Origin of the sequence: Gilliamella sp. (assembly GCF_024104075.1) — a bacterium.
In the GTDB taxonomy this organism is placed as follows: domain Bacteria; phylum Pseudomonadota; class Gammaproteobacteria; order Enterobacterales; family Orbaceae; genus Gilliamella; species Gilliamella bombi.
Window position 1 is genome coordinate 35,641 of record NZ_JAGGHR010000015.1, and the last position, 19,775, is coordinate 55,415.

Annotated in this window: 21 protein-coding genes and 1 tRNA gene; 9 read left to right on the forward strand and 13 right to left on the reverse strand. The window is 35.3% G+C overall.

The window, feature by feature from the left end; all coding sequences use genetic code 11:
- Positions 1-326 precede the first annotated feature (326 nt).
- The 3 genes from J6569_RS06140 (at position 327) to J6569_RS06150 (ending at position 2,098) form a co-directional block, all read left to right on the forward strand.
- Positions 327-683 (forward strand): ArsC family reductase, encoded by a 357-nt coding sequence (locus J6569_RS06140; protein ID WP_296318045.1) that lies wholly within the window; start codon positions 327-329, stop codon positions 681-683.
- A gap of 14 nt (positions 684-697) precedes the next feature.
- Positions 698-1,837 (forward strand): succinyl-diaminopimelate desuccinylase, encoded by a 1,140-nt coding sequence (dapE, locus tag J6569_RS06145; RefSeq protein ID WP_174798145.1) that lies wholly within the window; start codon positions 698-700, stop codon positions 1,835-1,837.
- Positions 1,838-1,909: 72 nt separating this feature from the next.
- Positions 1,910-2,098 carry a hypothetical protein gene (locus J6569_RS06150; RefSeq protein ID WP_296318046.1) on the forward strand — a complete coding sequence of 63 codons (189 nt, stop codon included), beginning with the start codon at positions 1,910-1,912 and terminating at the stop codon, positions 2,096-2,098.
- An 8-nt stretch (positions 2,099-2,106) separates the two neighbouring features.
- On the opposite strand, the gene cysZ is transcribed toward J6569_RS06150, so the two are convergent.
- The 7 genes from cysZ to J6569_RS06185 form a co-directional block, all read right to left on the reverse strand.
- Positions 2,107-2,937: a sulfate transporter CysZ gene (gene cysZ, locus J6569_RS06155; RefSeq protein WP_174798144.1), complete on the reverse strand. Its 831-nt coding sequence runs from the start codon at positions 2,935-2,937 to the stop codon at positions 2,107-2,109.
- Between the two features lie 204 nt (positions 2,938-3,141).
- Positions 3,142-5,175, reverse strand: coding sequence for a GNAT family N-acetyltransferase (locus J6569_RS06160; RefSeq protein ID WP_296318047.1), 2,034 nt, complete (start codon positions 5,173-5,175; stop codon positions 3,142-3,144).
- Between the two features lie 4 nt (positions 5,176-5,179).
- On the reverse strand, positions 5,180-5,635 hold the full coding sequence (locus J6569_RS06165) for a DUF441 domain-containing protein (protein WP_065560553.1): 456 nt from the start codon (positions 5,633-5,635) through the stop codon (positions 5,180-5,182).
- Positions 5,635-6,345: a phosphoribosylaminoimidazolesuccinocarboxamide synthase gene (purC, locus tag J6569_RS06170; protein ID WP_034914211.1), complete on the reverse strand. Its 711-nt coding sequence runs from the start codon at positions 6,343-6,345 to the stop codon at positions 5,635-5,637. Before purC ends, J6569_RS06165 begins: the two co-directional genes overlap by 1 nt.
- A 65-nt stretch (positions 6,346-6,410) precedes the next feature.
- Positions 6,411-7,178, reverse strand: coding sequence for an outer membrane protein assembly factor BamC (gene bamC, locus J6569_RS06175; RefSeq protein ID WP_174798142.1), 768 nt, complete (start codon positions 7,176-7,178; stop codon positions 6,411-6,413).
- A gap of 30 nt (positions 7,179-7,208) precedes the next feature.
- The gene (gene dapA, locus J6569_RS06180; protein ID WP_296318048.1) at positions 7,209-8,087 is read right to left on the reverse strand and encodes a 4-hydroxy-tetrahydrodipicolinate synthase; all 879 of its coding nucleotides are present in this window, start codon (positions 8,085-8,087) and stop codon (positions 7,209-7,211) included.
- A gap of 95 nt (positions 8,088-8,182) precedes the next feature.
- Positions 8,183-8,941, reverse strand: a complete 759-nt coding sequence (locus J6569_RS06185; RefSeq protein ID WP_296318049.1) for a Nif3-like dinuclear metal center hexameric protein — start codon at positions 8,939-8,941, stop codon at positions 8,183-8,185.
- A 221-nt stretch (positions 8,942-9,162) separates the two neighbouring features.
- On the opposite strand from J6569_RS06185, the gene rnt reads away from it, so the two are divergent.
- A complete protein-coding gene (gene rnt, locus J6569_RS06190; RefSeq protein ID WP_296318050.1) occupies positions 9,163-9,849 on the forward strand; it encodes a ribonuclease T in 687 nt (228 codons plus the stop codon).
- An 84-nt stretch (positions 9,850-9,933) separates the two neighbouring features.
- On the opposite strand, the gene J6569_RS06195 is transcribed toward rnt, so the two are convergent.
- Together J6569_RS06195 and J6569_RS06200 are read right to left on the reverse strand one after the other, a co-directional pair.
- Positions 9,934-10,260 (reverse strand): Grx4 family monothiol glutaredoxin, encoded by a 327-nt coding sequence (locus J6569_RS06195; RefSeq protein ID WP_034914241.1) that lies wholly within the window; start codon positions 10,258-10,260, stop codon positions 9,934-9,936.
- 325 nt (positions 10,261-10,585) lie between these two features.
- On the reverse strand, positions 10,586-11,509 hold the full coding sequence (locus J6569_RS06200) for a hypothetical protein (protein ID WP_296318051.1): 924 nt from the start codon (positions 11,507-11,509) through the stop codon (positions 10,586-10,588).
- A gap of 561 nt (positions 11,510-12,070) precedes the next feature.
- Between J6569_RS06200 and J6569_RS06205 the strand changes: the two genes are divergently transcribed.
- The gene (locus J6569_RS06205) at positions 12,071-12,286 is read left to right on the forward strand and encodes a hypothetical protein (protein ID WP_143422060.1); all 216 of its coding nucleotides are present in this window, start codon (positions 12,071-12,073) and stop codon (positions 12,284-12,286) included.
- A gap of 200 nt (positions 12,287-12,486) precedes the next feature.
- Here J6569_RS06205 and J6569_RS06210 read toward each other — a convergent pair whose 3' ends face one another.
- Positions 12,487-13,029: a hypothetical protein gene (locus J6569_RS06210; RefSeq protein WP_296302564.1), complete on the reverse strand. Its 543-nt coding sequence runs from the start codon at positions 13,027-13,029 to the stop codon at positions 12,487-12,489.
- Positions 13,030-13,403: 374 nt separating this feature from the next.
- Here J6569_RS06210 and J6569_RS06215 point away from each other — a divergent pair, with 374 nt between their 5' ends.
- Entirely contained in the window at positions 13,404-13,577 is a 174-nt protein-coding gene (locus J6569_RS06215) for a hypothetical protein (protein ID WP_296318052.1), read from the forward strand.
- A gap of 632 nt (positions 13,578-14,209) precedes the next feature.
- Complete coding sequence (locus tag J6569_RS06220; RefSeq protein WP_065610104.1) at positions 14,210-14,677, forward strand: STY0301 family protein; 468 nt, start codon at positions 14,210-14,212, stop codon at positions 14,675-14,677.
- A gap of 29 nt (positions 14,678-14,706) precedes the next feature.
- Here J6569_RS06220 and J6569_RS06225 read toward each other — a convergent pair.
- Positions 14,707-14,778: transfer RNA gene (locus tag J6569_RS06225), tRNA-Arg, on the reverse strand.
- Positions 14,779-14,903: 125 nt separating this feature from the next.
- Between J6569_RS06225 and J6569_RS06230 the strand changes: the two genes are divergently transcribed.
- Entirely contained in the window at positions 14,904-15,662 is a 759-nt protein-coding gene (locus tag J6569_RS06230; RefSeq protein WP_065589588.1) for an MlaA family lipoprotein, read from the forward strand.
- Between the two features lie 116 nt (positions 15,663-15,778).
- Here J6569_RS06230 and J6569_RS06235 read toward each other — a convergent pair whose 3' ends face one another.
- Together J6569_RS06235 and J6569_RS06240 are read right to left on the reverse strand one after the other, a co-directional pair.
- The gene (locus tag J6569_RS06235) at positions 15,779-16,594 is read right to left on the reverse strand and encodes a TIGR03915 family putative DNA repair protein (protein WP_296318053.1); all 816 of its coding nucleotides are present in this window, start codon (positions 16,592-16,594) and stop codon (positions 15,779-15,781) included.
- A 2-nt stretch (positions 16,595-16,596) separates the two neighbouring features.
- The gene (locus J6569_RS06240) at positions 16,597-17,862 is read right to left on the reverse strand and encodes a putative DNA modification/repair radical SAM protein (protein WP_174798126.1); all 1,266 of its coding nucleotides are present in this window, start codon (positions 17,860-17,862) and stop codon (positions 16,597-16,599) included.
- A 261-nt stretch (positions 17,863-18,123) separates the two neighbouring features.
- On the opposite strand from J6569_RS06240, the gene fabB reads away from it, so the two are divergent.
- Positions 18,124-19,335, forward strand: coding sequence for a beta-ketoacyl-ACP synthase I (gene fabB, locus J6569_RS06245; protein WP_034910913.1), 1,212 nt, complete (start codon positions 18,124-18,126; stop codon positions 19,333-19,335).
- The last annotated feature ends 440 nt before the right edge of the window (positions 19,336-19,775 follow it).

Consider the following 19,775-nt stretch of genomic DNA (forward strand, 5'->3'; position numbering starts at 1 on the left):
AGGATTTTTGCTTTTGAAAACCCTTTTTTTTAGAGCTTTTTTAGTGTGTTGTTTTTATTTGATTTTATTTATTGTTAAAAAAAAGGGTTAGCAATAGTTTGATCTTTTTAAAATGAGTGAAATTATCTGTTCAAAAATTCATTTCTTAACTCACCATCCAAAATATTTAAAATTTCAAGCTTTCACTAGCGACTATTTGGCATTAACAACTAACATTAGATATGAGTATTAATATGAATTAAAACAAATAAATCCCTTTAGTTTGCCGCATCAGGCCGATAACTGGTATAATCTTTATTATTATTTTCAATGTTGGATCACCTACTATGTACATCATCTACGGTATCAAAAACTGCAACACGATGAAAAAAGCTTTTACTTGGCTTGATGATCATCATGTAAGCTATCAATTTCATAATTATAAAACCAACGGGCTTTCAGAGGAGCTGTTGGATGATTTTTTACAATTAGTTAATTGGCAAAGCTTGCTCAATACACGAGGTACTACTTGGCGTAAGTTGGATGAATCTATTCGTGCTGAGGTCAATAATGCTCAAACGGCTAAAAAGATTATGTTAGCCAATCCATCTATTTTAAAACGCCCTTTGCTTATCGATGGGAAACGTGCATTGTTGGGCTTTTCAGAGGAGCTTTATTCACAATTTATTTCGCAATCTAAATAAAAATCGAGACCACTATGACTGAACCTGTTATTGCACTGACTCAAGCACTCATCGCCGAAAAATCAATAAGTCCTGACGATAAAAATTGTCAAAAAATGATTATTGAACGGCTAAAACCGCTCGGTTTTACTATTGAAGAAGTTAATATTGGAAAGACCAAAAACTTATGGGCTTATCATGGCGAAGCTAACAGCAAAACCTTAATGTTTGCAGGACATACCGATGTCGTACCTGCAGGTGATGAAAGCAAATGGCTTTATCCGCCATTTTCGCCAACCATTGATGAACAAGGCGTGCTTTATGGACGTGGTGCATCTGACATGAAAAGTGGCGTTGCTGCCATGGTTTGTGCGGCTGAAGATTTTGTTAAGCAACATCCAAATCACGCTGGGCGAGTAGCTTTTTTAATTACATCGGACGAAGAAGCCGATGCAACCGATGGCACTGTTAAGGTTGTCGATTTGCTAATGAAACGTCAAGAACGTGTTGATTATTGTATCGTGGGCGAACCGTCAAGCGATGCTGTACTTGGCGATCAAATTAAAAACGGTCGCCGTGGTTCACTAACAGCTAATTTAGTTGTGCATGGTATTCAAGGTCATGTGGCCTATCCTCACCTTGCCGATAACCCTGTCCATCGCTTTGCTCCTGCATTAAATGAACTAGTTAGCACTGTTTGGGATGAAGGCAATCAGTATTTTCCTCAAACAACTATGCAAATTGCCAATATTAATGGTGGTACAGGTGCCGAAAACGTTGTGCCGGGTGATCTAAGTGTGCAATTTAACTTTCGCTATAGTAGTGAATTGACCGATACGATAATTAAAGCGCGCGTTGAGCAAATTTTACAAAAACATAATTTGAACTATACGTTATCTTGGCGATTATCAGGACATCCTTTTTTGACGCCACAAGGCGATTTAACTAATGCTGCTGCAAGTGCTATTAAGGAATTTACCAACATTGATACCAAGCTATCGACCAGCGGCGGTACGTCGGATGGACGCTTTATTGCTAAAATGGGCTGTCAAGTGATCGAACTAGGTGTATTAAATAAGACTATTCACAAAATCAACGAAAACGCCAACTGCAAAGATATAATTACCTTAACTGCAATTTATAACCGCATATTAGAAAAATTACTGTTGGCATAATTGTGGCACAATTGTTATTGTGCCTAGCTATTATAACTTGGAGATAGCGATTTTTATCTAAGAGGAAGTACGATGGGATGGCTTAAAGATTACTGGTGGATAATTGTGGTGATTTTAATTGGGATTTTTATTAATACTATTAAGGCGCTGAATCGACTAAGTTATAAAGCGTATCTTGAAAAAAAGAAAGGGATAAAACCTATCCCTTATCAAGATGATGACGATGATTGGCCATCAACAAATTCGACGAAGAAAAAATAACGCCCTGCTTAACGAAAGTCTTGGCTACTACTATCAAATAAGGCTTGATGACGGTAGCGATCAACCCACATTGCCGTTGCGCCACATACCGCAATAGGCATAACAATTAAATTAAGCAATGGCACCATGGTAAAAAAGCTGACTATCATACCAAAAGTTAAATTATCTACCCGATCTTGCTTGAGTAATTCACGCATACGATGAAAAGTAATTTTGTGGTTATCAAAGGCATAATCAGCGTATTGGATATTAATTTGCCAAGCGGTAAATAAAAACCAAACCACTGGCGTTACTGATTGCCCAATAACAGGAATAAAGTAAGTTAGCAGTATCGGAATTGCCCATAATAAATAGTTAACTAGTTTTTGTAGTTCACGTTTAAAAATACGAGGAAGATCCTTAATAAGACTCATCCACGACATATCTGCTGCGGGAATCCCCGTTAATTGTGCTTCAACTTGTTCAGCTAACAAGCCATTAAACGGAGCCGCTATAATATTGGTTACCGTACTAAAGAAATAACAAAACAAAATAACTAAAGCTAAAATAACCATAAAAACAATAATATAACCAAGCCAATGCAACCAACTTGGCATATACGACACTCCCCAATCAACCATGCCCGAGATAGCCGTAAAGAACCAATAAAATAATGCTGACATAATCACAACATTGGCAATTAATGGTAAAAAAACAAATCGCTTAATGCCTGGACTAAACGCTAATGACCAACCTTTAAAAAAATACTCAATACCTGTTGTGGGTTGATTGTTTGGATTTTGAGTTTGTTTTTTTGAATGGCGATGTTGTGCTTGGTTTTCTAATTTATTTTGCGTCACATTCGATTCCTTTTTAATTAAAACGAATTATGTTGAAACTAGTTAAGTTTAAACTAGTTGGGTAAAAATTAAGTTGAACTTAAACATGGTAACTATTGTAAACATAGCCCTTGGTAACCTGCAATGATAATCAGCTATCTTTATTATTGGTTTTTTCGTCAAAAAGCACATTATTGCCATTATTTACTAACTATGAATCGCTAACTATGAATTACTAATTTGAATTGCTAACCATGTTTTGATCTCTTGCTTGATGGTTTGCATTAATGCATTTTTTCCTGCAAGTTGATATGAACTAATGAGCAAAGATTGATTGTTTTTGCTTTTTATCAGTGCTGATAACACAGGCAATGTTAGTTGTTGCTGTGGTTGTGATTGTGGTTTTTGCCATTGTTGATGCGTTTGATTATAGCGAACTAATCGACACAGTGTGGCATAAGTGGCTTCAAACGGTCGATGATAGTAAGCAAATCCATTTAGTTCATCAAAATCGTAGGCGTCTAAATCTTGTGTTAGTTGTGACTTATCCTTACTTTCAATCATCTCAGTAAATGGTAAATCAATAATATCTTTGAGCCAATAAACATTACGATGTAATTTTTGTTTTAATTTAATGGTTAGATTTCGCCCTGAACCGGTTAATGGCTTTAGCGCCATAACTGAATAACTACCACTATTTGCCTGTTTATGACTACTGACGTGCACCAAAACAAACCCACAAGCAATCCAAAATTGGTAATTAGGCGGGGTATAAGCAAAGCTAACCGATAAAAAGTCGATATTCTGAGCTTTGGCATCTTCAAAGATAGTTTGCACAAGTTGCCTTGCTATATTTTGTCGCCGATAGGCACTAATAACCGCAATACGATTAATCCGAACTGAGCGCAATTTAGCCGCCTGCGGCTCACCTGCGTGGGCGACTAACGACTGTGCTACTAAATTACCTTTTGGTCGACGCGTACCTTGCCACACTTCGGTGATTAAACTATCAGGTAAGTTACCTTCAACAACAGTGAGTGCAGCAGCTATTTGGTTATTGTTAGCTGTTGCTTGCCAAATTGTCAAATTTTGCGCATCAAACAGACGTCTTAAATCAACTAACGTAGTTTGGTAATGAGCTACTTTCAATAAATAAAATATTGACCTTAATGTATCAACATTATTACGTTCAACTTTTGAATATTGGATTAATGATGGGCATGCATCAAACTTATCGCCCTGTGTTAATAAACCATTAAGTAACAATCGATCGCTAAATTGCTCTAGCATATCGCCTGCCTGCCAGCGGATAGGGCTAAATAGCTGAAAATATTGATATGCTTTATTTGATAACAATTTCAACAAAAAGCCCTGTCCTGTGCCCTCATACCCATCAGCAGTCGTTGTTAATAATACTCGAGTGTTATTTGTTTTAGCTAGTTTTAACAATTTTTCCAGCATGGGAAGTGGGATCATGGCAGCTTCATCAATAATTAAATAATCGGCAACGGTAATACATGATTGAGCAATTAATTCATCTGGGGCAAAAAATGGGGTATCGGGCTTAGCAAAAGCAAAAAAGGTGGTCAGTGCTGATTTATTTGGTGCTGTCACAATACAACGTTGGTAATGGCTAAATAATCCAGCTAGTGCCGATTTACCGCGTCCACGTTTAGCGACTAATACGTTAATAGGCTTAGTGCTATTTAATAATTGTTTTAAAGTTGCTTGTTGCTCGGCTAAATCACAAGCGTCATCAATAATAACTTCAGGCAGGGATATCTTGGAGGATATAACCTGTTTTGATGAAATTTTAGGATAAATTGATAAACCAAATTCAGTTAAAGTCTGTATTAAATGTGCAACGAAATTAGGCACATTAATGGGCATTTGGCTTTCGTTCCAGCGTAAGCTATCTTGATCATGCCAAGTAGACAGATTCTTAGGCAAGAATAAAACCAATATACTACCTTTAACTAACGTACCAACAAGCATAGCAAAGGCATCAAGATTAAATCCTACCGTTGCATCAAAAATAGCATGTCGATACTGTCGTCCCAATAACTGTTTAGTTTGATTGGGCGGTATTACATCAGAAATTAATGTGTTGGGTAAATAACTAGAAAGTTCAAAGTGAGATGTAACCGTTAACCAATCACCTGAGTAATGACAAATAGCCTGGCTAAGTTGCTCGAATAACTGTGTGGCTTCACCCTGTAACACCCATAGCGTTCTTGTGCTGTTGGGATACTTGTGCATAAGGTTAACTTTTTCCAATTAACAACGACAAAATACCTGCAGCAATCAGAGGACCAACAGGAATACCTTTGAAAAAAGCCACACCAATTAGCGTACCAATAATTAAACCATTAATAATTGTAGGGTGCGCACCAATGAGGGATATACCTCGCGTACCTAGCCACGATACTAAAATTCCAACAAAAATAGCTAATATAGATTGCCAAGTGGTAAATGATTTAGCAATATCGCCTATTTTTAACGAGCCATCAGCTAAAGGCACCATCATTGCGGCAGTTAAAATAACAATACCAATTGTTAAGCCATATTGATTTAAAAACGGAAAATAAGTGGCAAGCGGCGTTAATTTAAACAGTAACAATAATAGCACTGCAAATGTCACGGTATTATTGTGTGTTAAATAACAAAGCGCCGCTAACCCCAAAAGTAGAAAAAAAGAGATATCAAACTGTGCGAACATTACAAAGGAACACCAATTCGTTTTGCTACTTCTTCATAGGCTTCAATCACACCCCCTAAACCTTGGCGAAAGCGATCTTTGTCCATTTTTTTCATTGTCTCTTTTTCCCACAAACGACAACCATCAGGAGAAAACTCATCACCCAAAGTGATTTCGCCTTTAAATAATCCAAATTCGAGTTTGTAATCAACCAATATTAGTCCTGCTTTATCAAACAAATCAGTCAAGATGGTGTTAATTTTAAAGCTAAGTTCTTTCATTCTAGCAAGTTGATCATCGCTAGCCCAACCGAAAGCCTTGCAGTGTGATTCATTAACCATTGGATCATGCAATGCATCGTTTTTTAGGAATAATTCAAACGTAGGAGGATTTAAAACTTTACCTTCTTCAACTCCTAAACGTTTAACTAAAGAGCCCGCTGCTCTATTACGTACCACACATTCAACAGGTACCATTTGCAACTTTTTAACCAGCACTTCATTGTCAGATAATAAGGCTTCAACTTGAGTTGGAATGCCAGCTTCACGCAATTTGCTCATAATAAAATAGTTAAATTTATTATTAACCATGCCTTTACGATCTAACTGTTCAATACGCAAGCCATCAAATGCCGATGTATCATTACGAAACTCAAGAATTAATAAATCGGAGTTTTCGGTGGTATATACTGTTTTAGCTTTACCACGATAAAGCTCAGCCAACTTTTTCATGTTTATAACCTTATATCAATTGCCAATAAATAATTAAGGAGCTATTCGCTCCTTAAATTCCAAACTTACTCTTGATTTGCACCGCTTACTGCTGTTGCTGGTTTTTTGCCTTCGGCATTTTCTTTTTCAGCCTCTTTATCTTGTGCTTTTCGTGGTACAGCCCGAACTGAATCAGGTGCAACATCATCCATTATGTCATTAAATAAACTTACAACATAGCGTTGCACTTCAATTGGTTGCGAAATTAAATCTTCAGTACCACGGGTTAATGAGGTGATTGAAATGGTGATTGTTTCAGTATCGCCTACCAAGTTTCGTGTCATTGAATAACTGGCTTCAACGGCTCGATTTTCGTCTGCACGCACCATAAAGGCTTTATTGGTTTTAATGCTGTTATTATCACGGCTAGCGATAAAGATATTTTTCTTATTTAGGCTGTTAGGAATACGATCCCAGACATTATTGCTTAATGGCACATTAAAAGTGACCGAACCGTTATTATAAATCGCAAATGCATCTTGAATAGTTGGGATCGGTAAAATTGGCGGTCTGATATCAAGCTTTTTACCTAATTCGCCTTTAACCTCAGTTTTAACAACATAAAAATCGCCACTTTCCGCAGGCACCGAAACACCTTCAGGAATAATTAACGGCTTTAACGTAGGTGATTTAAGGTAATCTTCATTACCTTCAACTTCACGCTTATAATTTTGATCACTACCACAGCCAACAAGAAATAAAGAAGTCACAACGGTTAAAACAGCTGTTTTTTTAATGACGTTACCTTTAAATAAGGTTAAGTTTAATGTTCTGTTTAATGTGCTATTTAACATAAATATCTGCTTTTAAAATTAAAGGTTATATTACAATAAATTCGCGTCTTTTAACGCTTGTTCAACCGCAGGAATTGACGATCTGCTCAATGAGACCATTGGTAATCTAATTGTTGCATTTTGCATTAAACCTAATCTTGCACAAGCCCACTTAGCTGGTGTTGGATTGGGTTCAATGAACAAATTGTGATGTAAAGCCATTAAAGTATCGTTTAAATTGCGGGCTTCTTTAATTTGATTATTAGCCGCAAGCTGACAAACTGTAGCAACCGCCTTAGCTGCAACATTAGCTGTAACAGAAATAACGCCATCGCCACCTAAAATCATAAAATCTAAAAAGGTTGAATCATCACCACTCAATAATTTAAAATCAGGCCCAACCAATTTTCGAGTAGGATAAACTCTCGAAAGATCGCCTGTTGCATCTTTTAATGCAACAATATTTTTAATTTTAGCTAACCGTCCAACAGTTTCAGGCTTGATATCACTACTCGTACGGCCTGGTACATTATATAAAATCTGTGGCAACTCCGTACTTTCGGCAATAGCTTTAAAGTGCTGATACATACCTTCTTGTGTCGGTTTATTATAATAAGGTGCAACCGTTAAACAGCCTACGACGCCAATATTTTCGACCTTACTGGTTAATTCTATAGCCTCCTTCGTTGCGTTTGCGCCTGTGCCAGCAATAATGGCAATGCGCCCATCAGCATAGTCAATTGTTCTTTTAATTACATCAATATGCTCATGGTGATCAAGTGTTGCTGATTCGCCTGTTGTACCAACCGAAACAATACCCGATGTTCCATTTGCAATATGATATTCGACCAATTTTTTTAAGCTTACGTGGTCAACGTTTCCTTTTGTATCCATGGGAGTAACAAGTGCGACCAGACTTCCTGTAAACATAAAATGACCTCTCATATAATTGGTTTATAACACAACGTAAAGAATAAAAATCTGCGGATAAGTATGCGATATTTCTAGACTAAATTCAACTTTTGTTATACAGGATTATCAATATCGACAAAAATAACCTCAACACCGTAACAGCTCGCTAACCATTCACCCAATTTTTTAATACCGTAACGTTCGGTAGCATGGTGTCCAGCGGCATAAAAATTAATACCATATTCACGTGCAATATGGATAGTGCGTTCAGACACTTCGCCAGTAAAAAAAGCATCCACTCTCATTAATGCTGCTTGTTCAATATAATCTTGCCCTCCACCACTACACCATGCAATACGATTAATAACTTGTGGAGCATTATCTCCACAAAATAGTACACGTTGTTGGTTATTGTGTAATACTTGCTCAAGTTGTTGTTTAAATTGTAAAGCAGTAAGTGGCTTGTTTAATGTACCAGTAAAAAGCAGATCGGTAATGTCATTGCGTTTATCGACTGAAATACCCAATAAATTAGCCAGTTCAATATTGTTGCCCAAAACAGCATGACCATCTAATGGCAAGTGATAACCATATAAATTAATATCGTTAGTTAACAGTGTTTTAATCCTTTGATATTTAATACCTGTAATGGTTTGTGGTTCACTCTTCCAAAAATAACCATGATGAACCAGAACTGCGTCAGCTTTTAATTCAACCGCCTTATCTAACAATAACTGGCAAGCGGTCACGCCTGTGACAATTTTATTCACTTGCTTGCGCCCCTGCACTTGCAATCCATTTGGTGCATAGTCACGATAACGACTAATTTGTAGTTCGTTATTAATAATCTGTTCTAATTCAAAGTTGTGCATTATTCGCTCAATTTTAATATTATTTAATAATAATTGATGATTATAATCACTTTAACCAATAATCGCACCTACTCATTGGTTTAATGTAATTTGAATAAAACTACTGTATTGGCTTTTTACAAAGATTAACAAATTGAATACAAACTCTTGTAGCCAATGCTAGGCGAACTGGTTAAAAGATGGCATAATAACACCTTTTTTGATAGATAAGAAAAATTAACGTGCCAAACGCCAAATTATGTGAACGCTTTCGTGGGTTTTATCCTGTTGTAATTGATATTGAAACGTCTGGATTCGATCCAAAACTCAACGCTATTTTAGAAATCGCCGCTATCACCTTAAAAATGACCCCAGATGGTTGGCTAGAGCCAGATCAATCCTTACAATTTAATGTCAATCCATTTAGTGGTGCAATTTTAGAACCAGCAGCCCTTGCTTTTAATGGCATTGATCCTGATAATCCACTTCGTAGCGGTGTTGACGAAAAGCTCGCCTTAGACGAAATTTTTAAAATGGTTAGATCTGGCATAAAAGCTAGTGAATGTACTCGAGCAGTGATTGTTGCTCATAACGCACACTTTGATCATAGTTTTTTAATGGCGGCTGCTGAACGCACAGGCATAAAACGCAACCCATTCCACCCATTTGCTACCTTTGACACTGCGTCACTCAGTGGTTTGGTTTTTGGCCAAACAGTGCTCGCCAAAGCCTGTCAAGCAGCGCAAATCACATTCGATCATAAGCAAGCTCACAGTGCGCTATATGATACACAAAAAACGGCAATACTTTTTTGTAAAATTGTTAATCGACTTAAATCACTTGGAGGATGGCCTTTGGCTGTTACAGATTCCGATGTAGATACAAAAATCGAAAAAGATTTAGATAATAAACAACAATATGAACAGTAACAATTTCAAGAGTAAACAGTATTAATTTACAAAAATAAAAAAGCGCGCCTATTTTGCGCGCTTAATTTACCATACTGCATTAAATTAGGATTTATACTTTTCCGCAGTTTGCTTAATAAGCGTTTGCAGTTCGCCTGTTTGAAACATCTCTAGCATAATATCACAACCACCTACTAATTCGCCTTCAACCCATAATTGTGGAAACGTTGGCCAATTAGCGAATTTAGGTAATTCGGCACGAATATCAGGGTTTTGTAAAATATCAACGTAAGCAAACGCTTCACCACATTGCGACAAAACCTGCACCGCCTGAGCCGAAAAGCCACAGCTTGGCAATTTTGGCGAACCTTTCATATATAAAATAATCGGGTTATCGGCAATTTGTTTTTTGATTTTGTCGAGTGTTGTCATTTCAGTCGTCATGCGATTTCCTTGGTAATTTATTGTAATAATGCGAGCTATTTTAACGTACAATTTTGCTTGTTCCTACTGGTATCTTATAACCAAGCTACTTAATGGGGATTTTTAGAGCAAATTATGGAGGCGTTATTTTTTAAAACAATTAAAATAGAAAATAATAAAACCAACCTAATCCCTGACGTTTTTTAGCTGGGATAAGTGGGTTTTACTGGATTTACCTTTGCACAAGGAGCCTCTTTGTCGACTCGTGGCCTTCTGCTTAAGCAGAAGGCGCTTTCTTTAATTAGCCTATCACTCAAGGATTAAGAATTAAATGCTAAGGAGTTGTACAAATCACATACGAGGAGAAACTTGGAAAAAGACCCATCACGCTACCATTTCCATTTACAACGAATGAATCATCACCTGTCCAGTACTCTCCGAAGCGGTTGAAGTTTGTACCAGGGTAACCGGCCAACAGCCCCCATTCCGTAAAAAATCCTGCCCCTATTCGGCGCTGATAATGATTACCTGTTGATGATGGCGTAGCACCGACAGCTCCATTACATCGCCTATCTGTATTCAAACCAAAACACACAGCATTAGTCAGATCCTTTACCTGTGGTATACGATATCCTAACCCCCTACACCAATCAGCTTGCTGAAAAGAATACGCTCCTTGATCTCCTCTGTGAACAAACCACTTTTGTAATACAAATGCATATCTTACTATCTCATTACCGCTTCTATCTCTCCCCACTAATACGAATTCCCACGGTAACCTTGGTACAGTAATTCGACTTGGATAAGGATTATACCATTGAAATCTAGCCTCTGGCCCCTTTAGAGTAACACGTGTTACCATTTCTTTAGTCCATCTATCGTTTGTCATTGTCCTTTTTACGGTGACGGTTATTCCATCATGCGTGACTGGTGTCCATGTCAATTGATCTGGATCAACTCCCTTTATCGCTAAATCAAAAAATAATCCATCAGCCCCTGTGGTTGGAAAATTAGATTTTGGATCTGATTGAATGGGAAATCCCTCTTTTGTATTCCATGCGTCAATAGGACCTGCATATTGATCTGTACCCCAATCCTTATTTGGCCTTACATAACTAATAGCTGGTATAAAAGGTTCATCTGGTAATGGTTCTGATGGTAATATTATGGCATCACTACGATAATTATTCGCTCGACCACTTGTGCTAGCCAATGCCTCTAAACTCCATAAATAGGGCAATAATAACAGCCCCAACACCAACAAAATTTTTCGGAACAACTTCGATGATGAGTTGAGAGATAATTTGGAAAATATAAATGAGTTTCGTGCAAAAACTCGTCGGATAAAATTATTTGATAAATTTAAGGCATAGGTTTGCCAGTCCTTGTGCCTTGTGCCTTGTGCCTAAAATAATAATGCATTTTATTTTACCTGTCAAGTAATTATTTGTTTTATTTATATTTTTATAATCATTAGCTTATTTAATAAGCATGTTTTCCTATAACAATAGAAGTATAACCATTTAAAAAATAGTTGGCTAGTTTTTTAGCGAATTTTTTGTAAAGAAATGTAAAGATGAAAACAATTCAGCTTTAGATAGGAATAAATTTTCAATAAAAATATAAAGTTATATTTATGATAATTTAGATTTTGTGGGATTATTAATATTGGTAATAACGTTTGAGTTAGTAAATTTTTATGCTTTCTTCCACTTTAATCATTTTATCCATAATATTCTCCTCGTCCCAAATTGGACAGAAGTTGCCTCAAAAATATAAATAAAAATCATAAGAGAAAATACTAAAGTCAGAAATTTGAGTGTCAAATTCAAACAACAAACAGCAAATTATTCGTTATCTGATGCTCATCTTTCTATCAGCAAACTTACTAACACCTAGGCAGGGTAAATTAACAAAAGACTTAGAGACATTGAGTCTGCATCATAATGCAAAGGACATAATAATACTCAATAGTACATGGGTAACTGATACAACTTATATTAAAACAGATAAAGATGGTTATATTTGCCCATAATTATCGATTTATATAGACAAACAGTAATGACTAGTCAAACTAGTTATCACATATGTTATGTTTTTAGCAAAATTATATTATACAAAATTTTATGCCTTTCAATTGAAAGAAGCACCTACTTTATTTTCTTTAACTTAATGTAATAATGCGATTATTCCAACAACTAATTATATAAAGTGAATAACCGCAACCAATTACCACTAGTGATTTATGGACTTATTATTAATTTTTTGTGTTATGAATGTAGTAAAAAATTTCATCACTTTTAAAACAAGAAGAATAAAAAAATAAATGACGAAAAGGTGTACAAATATATAGCCCCACAGAATAACAAAAACAAAGAAATCAACTTGAAAATAATCTGTATCAATAAATAAATAGGCAGCATTATCAAAATCTTCCATAGTCAAATAATTGATACGGAGTAAAAATATGCTCAGTCCTATAATCGATATATTGGCAAATACAAATAAAAACAATTTGATAGTTAACGATTTAAATGAAGTTGATTTATTATCTTTAGGACCAAATAGGATCATTTTCGCTGATTTAATAAACATAGTAATTAAAAAAAATAGATAGCAAATTAATGCCAATATCATCACCATACCAGCACTACCAGCTTGTTCACAATTATCAGCTCGCATATAAAATATGCAAAATAACAAAAATACCCCATAACTAATTAATAACTCTTTAATCAATTTCCTATCTTTTACATAATCTTTAATTGTTTCAATCATTCCCTACACCATCTTTTAATTAAATAAACCTATATCAACCTAAGCAGAACTAATGCTAATAATAATTTTATTTTAAATTTAATAAGCTGAAGAATAATGCATTATGTTCTATTTAATTTCAATTATTATTTAATATAAATTTTTTATTGTTATTTTGACAAATTTACTAATTTGGAAACAAATTTTAGATGTTAATTGATATATTGATTTAGAATTATGGTCCTTGCTGAACTTAGACCAACGACCAATTGGTTAAGAGTGACACGTATTATTTTAATTTATTATAAATTAATAAAAGAAGATGTTAGCTAAATCGATTACTGTATACTTATTCACTATTTTTTAGTTTACTTTACATTATTTACGGCACAAATATGTCACAACAACATAAGTTTCCTGTTTTTTGGAAACACCCTAAAACCAAAATCCAAGTCGCTGAAGCTCACCTAAATGAAAAATCATTTAATAACCTATTTCATAACCAAGGTGTGTCAATTACTTGGCGTCAGTACATCAGGTTATTATGTCTGGCTAAAATACCGCATTAAATCAGTAAAATTCTAGTATATCAAAAAGCAGTATTGGCACCATAAGGCTAGTTTGAGTAAGCAGAGTCGCCTCATGATGCCAGAGATATAGACTATCAAGTTTCATATTAGCCATGTTTTGCAACAATTTAGATTACGAAGTCAACCATGACATAAATACCAGCATCCATAATAATATCGTTCCCAATACGTTAGATTGACAATTTAACCTTATAAGCCTAATGCAATATAAATAACTGATATCGCTTATATTAAAATAAGTGAAGGTTGGTTATATTTGTTGGTGATTATCGATTTATACGGACAAAAATTGATTACTAGGCAAGCTAAGTTTAATTGTTAACAAGTGTAAACCAGTATCATGCCAATAATCACTTAAGCTTAAGGGATTGATGGTATATTCGCTATATAAACCCTTAATTTACTAAAAATAGCCAAACAAAGAAATCAACAAAATCAATAAGTTTTCTGTCTGATTTTTATCACTATTAGTTTAAAAAACGAGCCACCTATAAATCTACCATAACATACTAAATATCTTTAAAAAACTGAGTAATATCTTCTTTTTTACACTTGACGTAATTGATAACATTGGCATAATTGCACAATCAACACTTTATCTGGATCTATCCATGAAATATAAAATAATCAACCTTAGTATTTTCTTTTTAGCTTCGATTAGTGCTTTACCCTCGGCTCAAGCCAACGAAATAATTTGCCCAAGCTCAATAACAATTAAATCTGCTCATTTAGATATAGATAATCTACCTGACGATTGGATGGTTTCTGAAAAGAAAGATGCGTTATTATTGCTTGATGGCTTTGGCGTCTATTCTGACAACCCCGCTAAAAAAATCCAGCAAAAACCAGATGCTGGTATCATTGATGGCAAAGAACATCAAACAACCTGGAGCGTAAACACCACTTACGACCAAGGAGGTAGTTGGGTCAGTTGTGATTACAATTATGGTGAAGTAAATCTAATAAAAAAAATCGCTACAACCATGAAAAGTTGCTGGGAAATTGATTCGATGGATCAATTCGATCGATTACACATCACGCTTAAGTGTAGTACTAGTGAATTGCAAGAAGTTAAATAGGTTTTGAATTTTATTGAACGGTATAATTTCGACCCCAGCAGGAATCGAACCTGCAACTAGCCCTTAGGAGGGGCTTGTTATATCCATTTAACTATGAGGTCATAGGTTGTACATTTTAATAAATTTTATTAGATAATGCCATTTAAATAACGAAAAATTTTCTATTTTAAGTAATCATGATACAATCGCATCATAATTAACCTCATTACTTTTAATCGAAGATACTATGAAAAAACGAATTGTTGGTATGATGTTTTCTGTAATGGCACTCACAAGTTGTGCTACTTATCAAGCCGAAACTAATTCCTATAGTGATCCGTTATCAGGTTTTAACAAAACCATGTTTGATGTTAACTACTATGCGCTTGATCCCTATGTTTTGCGTCCTGCCGCAGTAGCTTGGAAAGATTATGTTCCGTCTCCTGTTCGTACAGGTGTAGTTAACTTTTCATCTAACCTTTCTGAACCCGCTTCAATGGTGAACAACTTATTACAAGGTGACGTTCATAAAGCTGGAACACATTTAGCACGATTCTTTTTAAATACCGTTTTCGGTTTTGCTGGTTTGATGGATGTTGCTAGCATGTCTGATCCACAATTACAAAAAGGCGGCAAACGAACTTTTGGTGATGTTCTTGGTCATTACGATGTACCTTATGGTCCTTATGTTGTACTGCCATTTTATGGTTCAGCAACATTGAGAGAAGAAGGTGGTGGTATTGTTGACACCCTTTATCCTCCACTTGTTTGGATAGATTGGCAATGGATGTTGGCACGTGGTGTAATTGATGGCGTTGAAGCACGTGCAATGGCAATCGAGTATGAAGATCTGATTAAAAATAGCGATGATCCTTATAACTTTATGCGTAATGCTTACTTCCAGCGTAATGACTTTATCGCATCGGGTGGTAAAGTAGATGAAAATAAACAAAAACAACGTGAAGAATCGATTAATGATGTTATTAATGATATCGATTCGCAATAACTTTTGTTAAATTATGTACTTTTATTAAATCATGTTAAAAACCGCCGTTATTTGGCGGTTTTTTTATGTTCTTTTATTTATGATGATACTAATTTAGTCATTTTTTATTTACATATTTATTTTGATATTGATTTCATTTCTGGTAAATATTGCCAAAATCGGCTTGGCATTTGCTGGCGTTGTAATTTAGGATTGATTCGTTCTTTTATAGTTAATGCATTACAATAGCGTAACCACATATTCTGAAATAGTACTTCGTCCTTAGATAGATAATTTTGATTCACCTGACTATTAATAATCAGATCATCTTTATCAACGAGCGAGATCGGTTCAATACTGTGTAAATTATAGATATAACCATATTTGCGCTTTTCATCATATATAACCCACTTTTGATCGGCAAAACGATCTTTAAAAAATTTAAGAACCAAAGGCAATACGTTATAAATAGGAGCAATATTCGAAAAATAGATCTTATCTTCCCTTTCATTAAGCACCGTCGTATCTTTAATAGGATTGTCAATTGCACTAAAACGTACAAATTGCATTATACGATGTCGCTCCCGACTAACTTTTTTGGCAATATCATGTACAAATAACACATCTTTATCGGCAAAATCCGTTTCGATTGATTTAGATGATTTAAATACCTTGCAAATATAACGAAAAACAATTAAATCACTTTCAGGCAATTCTGATAACCAAACATACATTAAATGACGAAGCGCCGCTTTACTAATCTTATTAATTAACGCCAAACGTACACGCTCATATTTAAGATCACAAAATTCAACATTATGCCTATTAGACACTAATAGCGGTTCAACCTGCCCAATAGCCAACAGGCATTCAGGCATCTTTTTGAGTTTAAAAGCATCAAATACCGCACATAGCAATCCTTCAAAGCTTTTATCATAATAAAACGCCAACATGTCTACCACTCCATGACTAATTGCTGTGAAATATTATCTTGTTTATCTTCTAACAAAGGCGGATCTTGCAACGATAGTCGGATATATTCGGCCGAAGAATCAAGCAATTTAAATTTTCTCATTTCATGACAAACAACAAAAAATTTTGCTCGCTTTAAAACAACACCAATACGTTTAAGCGCATCAAAAGTAAGCTTACGATGACGTCTTGCCATCACAATTAACTTGGCCGATTTAACACCAATGCCTGGTACTCGCAAAATTTTTTGATAGCTATCACGGTTAACATCAACGGGAAAAAACTGCGGATTACGGATAGCCCAAGCCAGTTTAGGATCAACGCTTAAATCAAGATCAGGATATTGATCGTTAACAATTTCATCAACATTAAAATCATAAAAACGCAATAACCAATCGGCTTGATATAAACGATTTTCTCGTACTCTTGGTACGTCTTGTACAACAGGCAACCGCTTATCGTAACCATTAACAGGAATAAATCCCGAGTAATAAACTCGTTTCATACTTGGGCGTTTGTAAAGCTTGGCGGTTAATTGCAAAATCTGTTTATCTGATTCATCGGTTGCGCCAATAATAACTTGAGTACTTTGCCCAGCAGGTACAAATTTGGGTGTAGTGCGAAATTTTTTACGATCTTCGATATTTTCTAACACATTTTGATGTATTTGACGCATAGGCTGATAGATACTTTGATGATCTTTATCAGGTGCTAATAATTTAAGATTTTCTTCAGTTGGAATTTCTAAATTAACACTCATTCTATCAACCAATAAACCTGCTTGATTAATTAACTCATTACTAGCACCAGGAATCGCTTTCATATGAATATAGCCATTAAAACCATATTCATTTCGCAAAATCTTTACCACTTTAATCATTCTTTCCATAGTATGATCTGGGCTTCTTACAATGCCTGAACTAATAAATAAACCTTCAATATAATTACGGCGATAAAATTCAATGGTCACATCAGCCAACTCACGTGGTGTAAAACCCGCTCTTGGAATATCATTACTTTGACGATTAATACAATAAGCACAATCAAACATACAATAATTAGTGAGCATAATTTTAAGTAACGAAACGCATCGCCCATCGGCAGTAAATGTATGACAAATACCAGACTTATGTGCACTACCAATGCCTTTACCTTTATTACCTCTTGAAGTGCCACTTGATGAGCAAGAAATATCATACTTTGCCGATTCAGCTAATATCTCAAGTTTAGTTATCATTTTTTCGTTCATATTGTGCCATTAAAATAACTGTTTATTTATACAGTATACAGTAATTATATTAAGCTTAGCAAGTAAATATTGTCGACAAAATCACTGTTACCTACGCTACTTAGGCAATTCTATTGATTTGATTACTTTTATATAAATAATTAAGACAATATCAAAAGATATAAATAAAAACATGGCAAGGTATTGTTCAGCTTACAACTGTACGCTATAATCAACAAACTTTTTTATATGAAGCCAGATAACTTAGGAGCTAAATAGTAAATGAAACGAGTTGTAATTACAGGGTTAGGAATTCTTTCAAGTATTGGGAATAATACTAAAGAAGTCTTAGAATCACTAAAAGTAGGTCGTAGTGGTATTACCTTTTCTCAAGAAATGAAAGATAGCGGGATGCGTAGCCATGTATGCGGAAATGTAAAACTTGACACTACTGGACTCATTGATCGCAAAGTTGTTCGTTTTATGAATGATGCTTCTATTTACGGTTATCTTGCTTTACAACAGGCTATTGAAGACGCAAAATTAACCCCTGAACAAGTCTCTAACCCTCGTACTGGCTTAATTGCTGGTTATGGTGGCTCAACTAAAACACAATACAATGTAGTAGCCGGAATGAAAGAAAAGGGATTACGAGGTGTAGGTCCTTATGCTGTAACCAAATCAATGTCATCGGCGATTTCGGCTTGCTTAGCAACTCCATTTAAAATTAAAGGAATTAGCTACTCAATGACATCTGCTTGTGCGACATCAGTTCACTGTATTGGTCATGCTGCTGAACTTATTCAACTTGGCAAACAAGACATCGTCTTTGCGGGTGGTGGTGAAGAACTTTGCTGGGAAATGTCTTGCGAATTTGATGCCATGGGCGCTTTATCAACCAAATATAACGACAACCCAGAAAAAGCATCACGTGCTTATGATAAAAACCGTGATGGTTTTGTTATTGCTGGCGGTGCAGGTATGGTTGTAGTTGAAGAATTAGAACATGCGCTTGCTCGTGGTGCTCATATTTATGGCGAACTGGTTGGATATGGCGCAACGTCGGACGGTCATGACATGGTTGCCCCATCAGGTGAAGGCGCAATGCGCTGTATGCAACTTGCTATTCAAGATTTAGATGTACCAGTTGATTACATCAACACCCACGGCACATCAACCCCAGTTGGTGATGTCAAAGAATTATGGGCAATCAAACAAGTATTTGGCGATAACATCCCTGCTATTTCATCAACCAAATCAATGACTGGTCATTCATTAAGTGCAACAGGTGCGCAAGAGCTTATCTATTCATTATTAATGTTAGAACATGGCTTTATTACACCAAGTATCAATATTGATGAACTTGATGAAGCAGCAATCGGCATGAACATTATTACTGAACCAACCGAGCGTGAACTAACAACAGTCATGTCAAATAGCTTTGGTTTTGGTGGTACTAATGCCTCAATTGTAATGAAAAAATATAAAGCTTGATAAGTAAATTTAATTAATATCAATCAAAAAAACCGTTCTAGATTGAACGGTTTTTTGTAAGGTTGATAATAAAAATTAAATATTTATAATACGTTACTTAAAAATAGCCGTGTTTATTCAGCAGCAATCTTAATCAACAACGGCAATAGCAATAAGCAAAGCTTCGGCTTTGATGCCATGATGAGGCAAACTTATCAAAATTATGGTGCTATAAACGTCTTTCTTACTTTAAAACTGTTCAGGTAGACCATTGATTTTATTGAATTTTTTATTTTTAAATAAAATCATATACTTATAGGTTAGTTGTTTATTACGTTGAATTTGGCTTTTTAAGAAAGGCGCTTTTGTTATTTGATAATAGCTATTTAATAACAACTTGTTAATAACAGCTAGTTAATAACAAAAGCGCAAACTTTAAAATTGTCTCGGTCTGGCGTTAT

Bases quoted from the DNA above. Each gene is read 5' to 3' on its own strand.
- J6569_RS06140 (WP_296318045.1), top strand. From the start codon at position 327: ATGTACATCATCTACGGTATCAAAAACTGCAACACGATGAAAAAAGCT.
- dapE (WP_174798145.1), top strand. From the start codon at position 698: ATGACTGAACCTGTTATTGCACTGACTCAAGCACTCATCGCCGAAAAA.
- J6569_RS06150 (WP_296318046.1), top strand. From the start codon at position 1,910: ATGGGATGGCTTAAAGATTACTGGTGGATAATTGTGGTGATTTTAATT.
- J6569_RS06160 (WP_296318047.1), bottom strand. From the start codon at position 5,175: ATGCACAAGTATCCCAACAGCACAAGAACGCTATGGGTGTTACAGGGT.
- J6569_RS06165 (WP_065560553.1), bottom strand. From the start codon at position 5,635: ATGTTCGCACAGTTTGATATCTCTTTTTTTCTACTTTTGGGGTTAGCG.
- purC (WP_034914211.1), bottom strand. From the start codon at position 6,345: ATGAAAAAGTTGGCTGAGCTTTATCGTGGTAAAGCTAAAACAGTATAT.
- bamC (WP_174798142.1), bottom strand. From the start codon at position 7,178: ATGTTAAATAGCACATTAAACAGAACATTAAACTTAACCTTATTTAAA.
- dapA (WP_296318048.1), bottom strand. From the start codon at position 8,087: ATGTTTACAGGAAGTCTGGTCGCACTTGTTACTCCCATGGATACAAAA.
- J6569_RS06185 (WP_296318049.1), bottom strand. From the start codon at position 8,941: ATGCACAACTTTGAATTAGAACAGATTATTAATAACGAACTACAAATT.
- J6569_RS06195 (WP_034914241.1), bottom strand. From the start codon at position 10,260: ATGACAACACTCGACAAAATCAAAAAACAAATTGCCGATAACCCGATT.
- J6569_RS06210 (WP_296302564.1), bottom strand. From the start codon at position 13,029: ATGATTGAAACAATTAAAGATTATGTAAAAGATAGGAAATTGATTAAA.
- J6569_RS06215 (WP_296318052.1), top strand. From the start codon at position 13,404: ATGTCACAACAACATAAGTTTCCTGTTTTTTGGAAACACCCTAAAACC.
- J6569_RS06220 (WP_065610104.1), top strand. From the start codon at position 14,210: ATGAAATATAAAATAATCAACCTTAGTATTTTCTTTTTAGCTTCGATT.
- J6569_RS06230 (WP_065589588.1), top strand. From the start codon at position 14,904: ATGAAAAAACGAATTGTTGGTATGATGTTTTCTGTAATGGCACTCACA.
- J6569_RS06235 (WP_296318053.1), bottom strand. From the start codon at position 16,594: ATGTTGGCGTTTTATTATGATAAAAGCTTTGAAGGATTGCTATGTGCG.
- J6569_RS06240 (WP_174798126.1), bottom strand. From the start codon at position 17,862: ATGAACGAAAAAATGATAACTAAACTTGAGATATTAGCTGAATCGGCA.
- fabB (WP_034910913.1), top strand. From the start codon at position 18,124: ATGAAACGAGTTGTAATTACAGGGTTAGGAATTCTTTCAAGTATTGGG.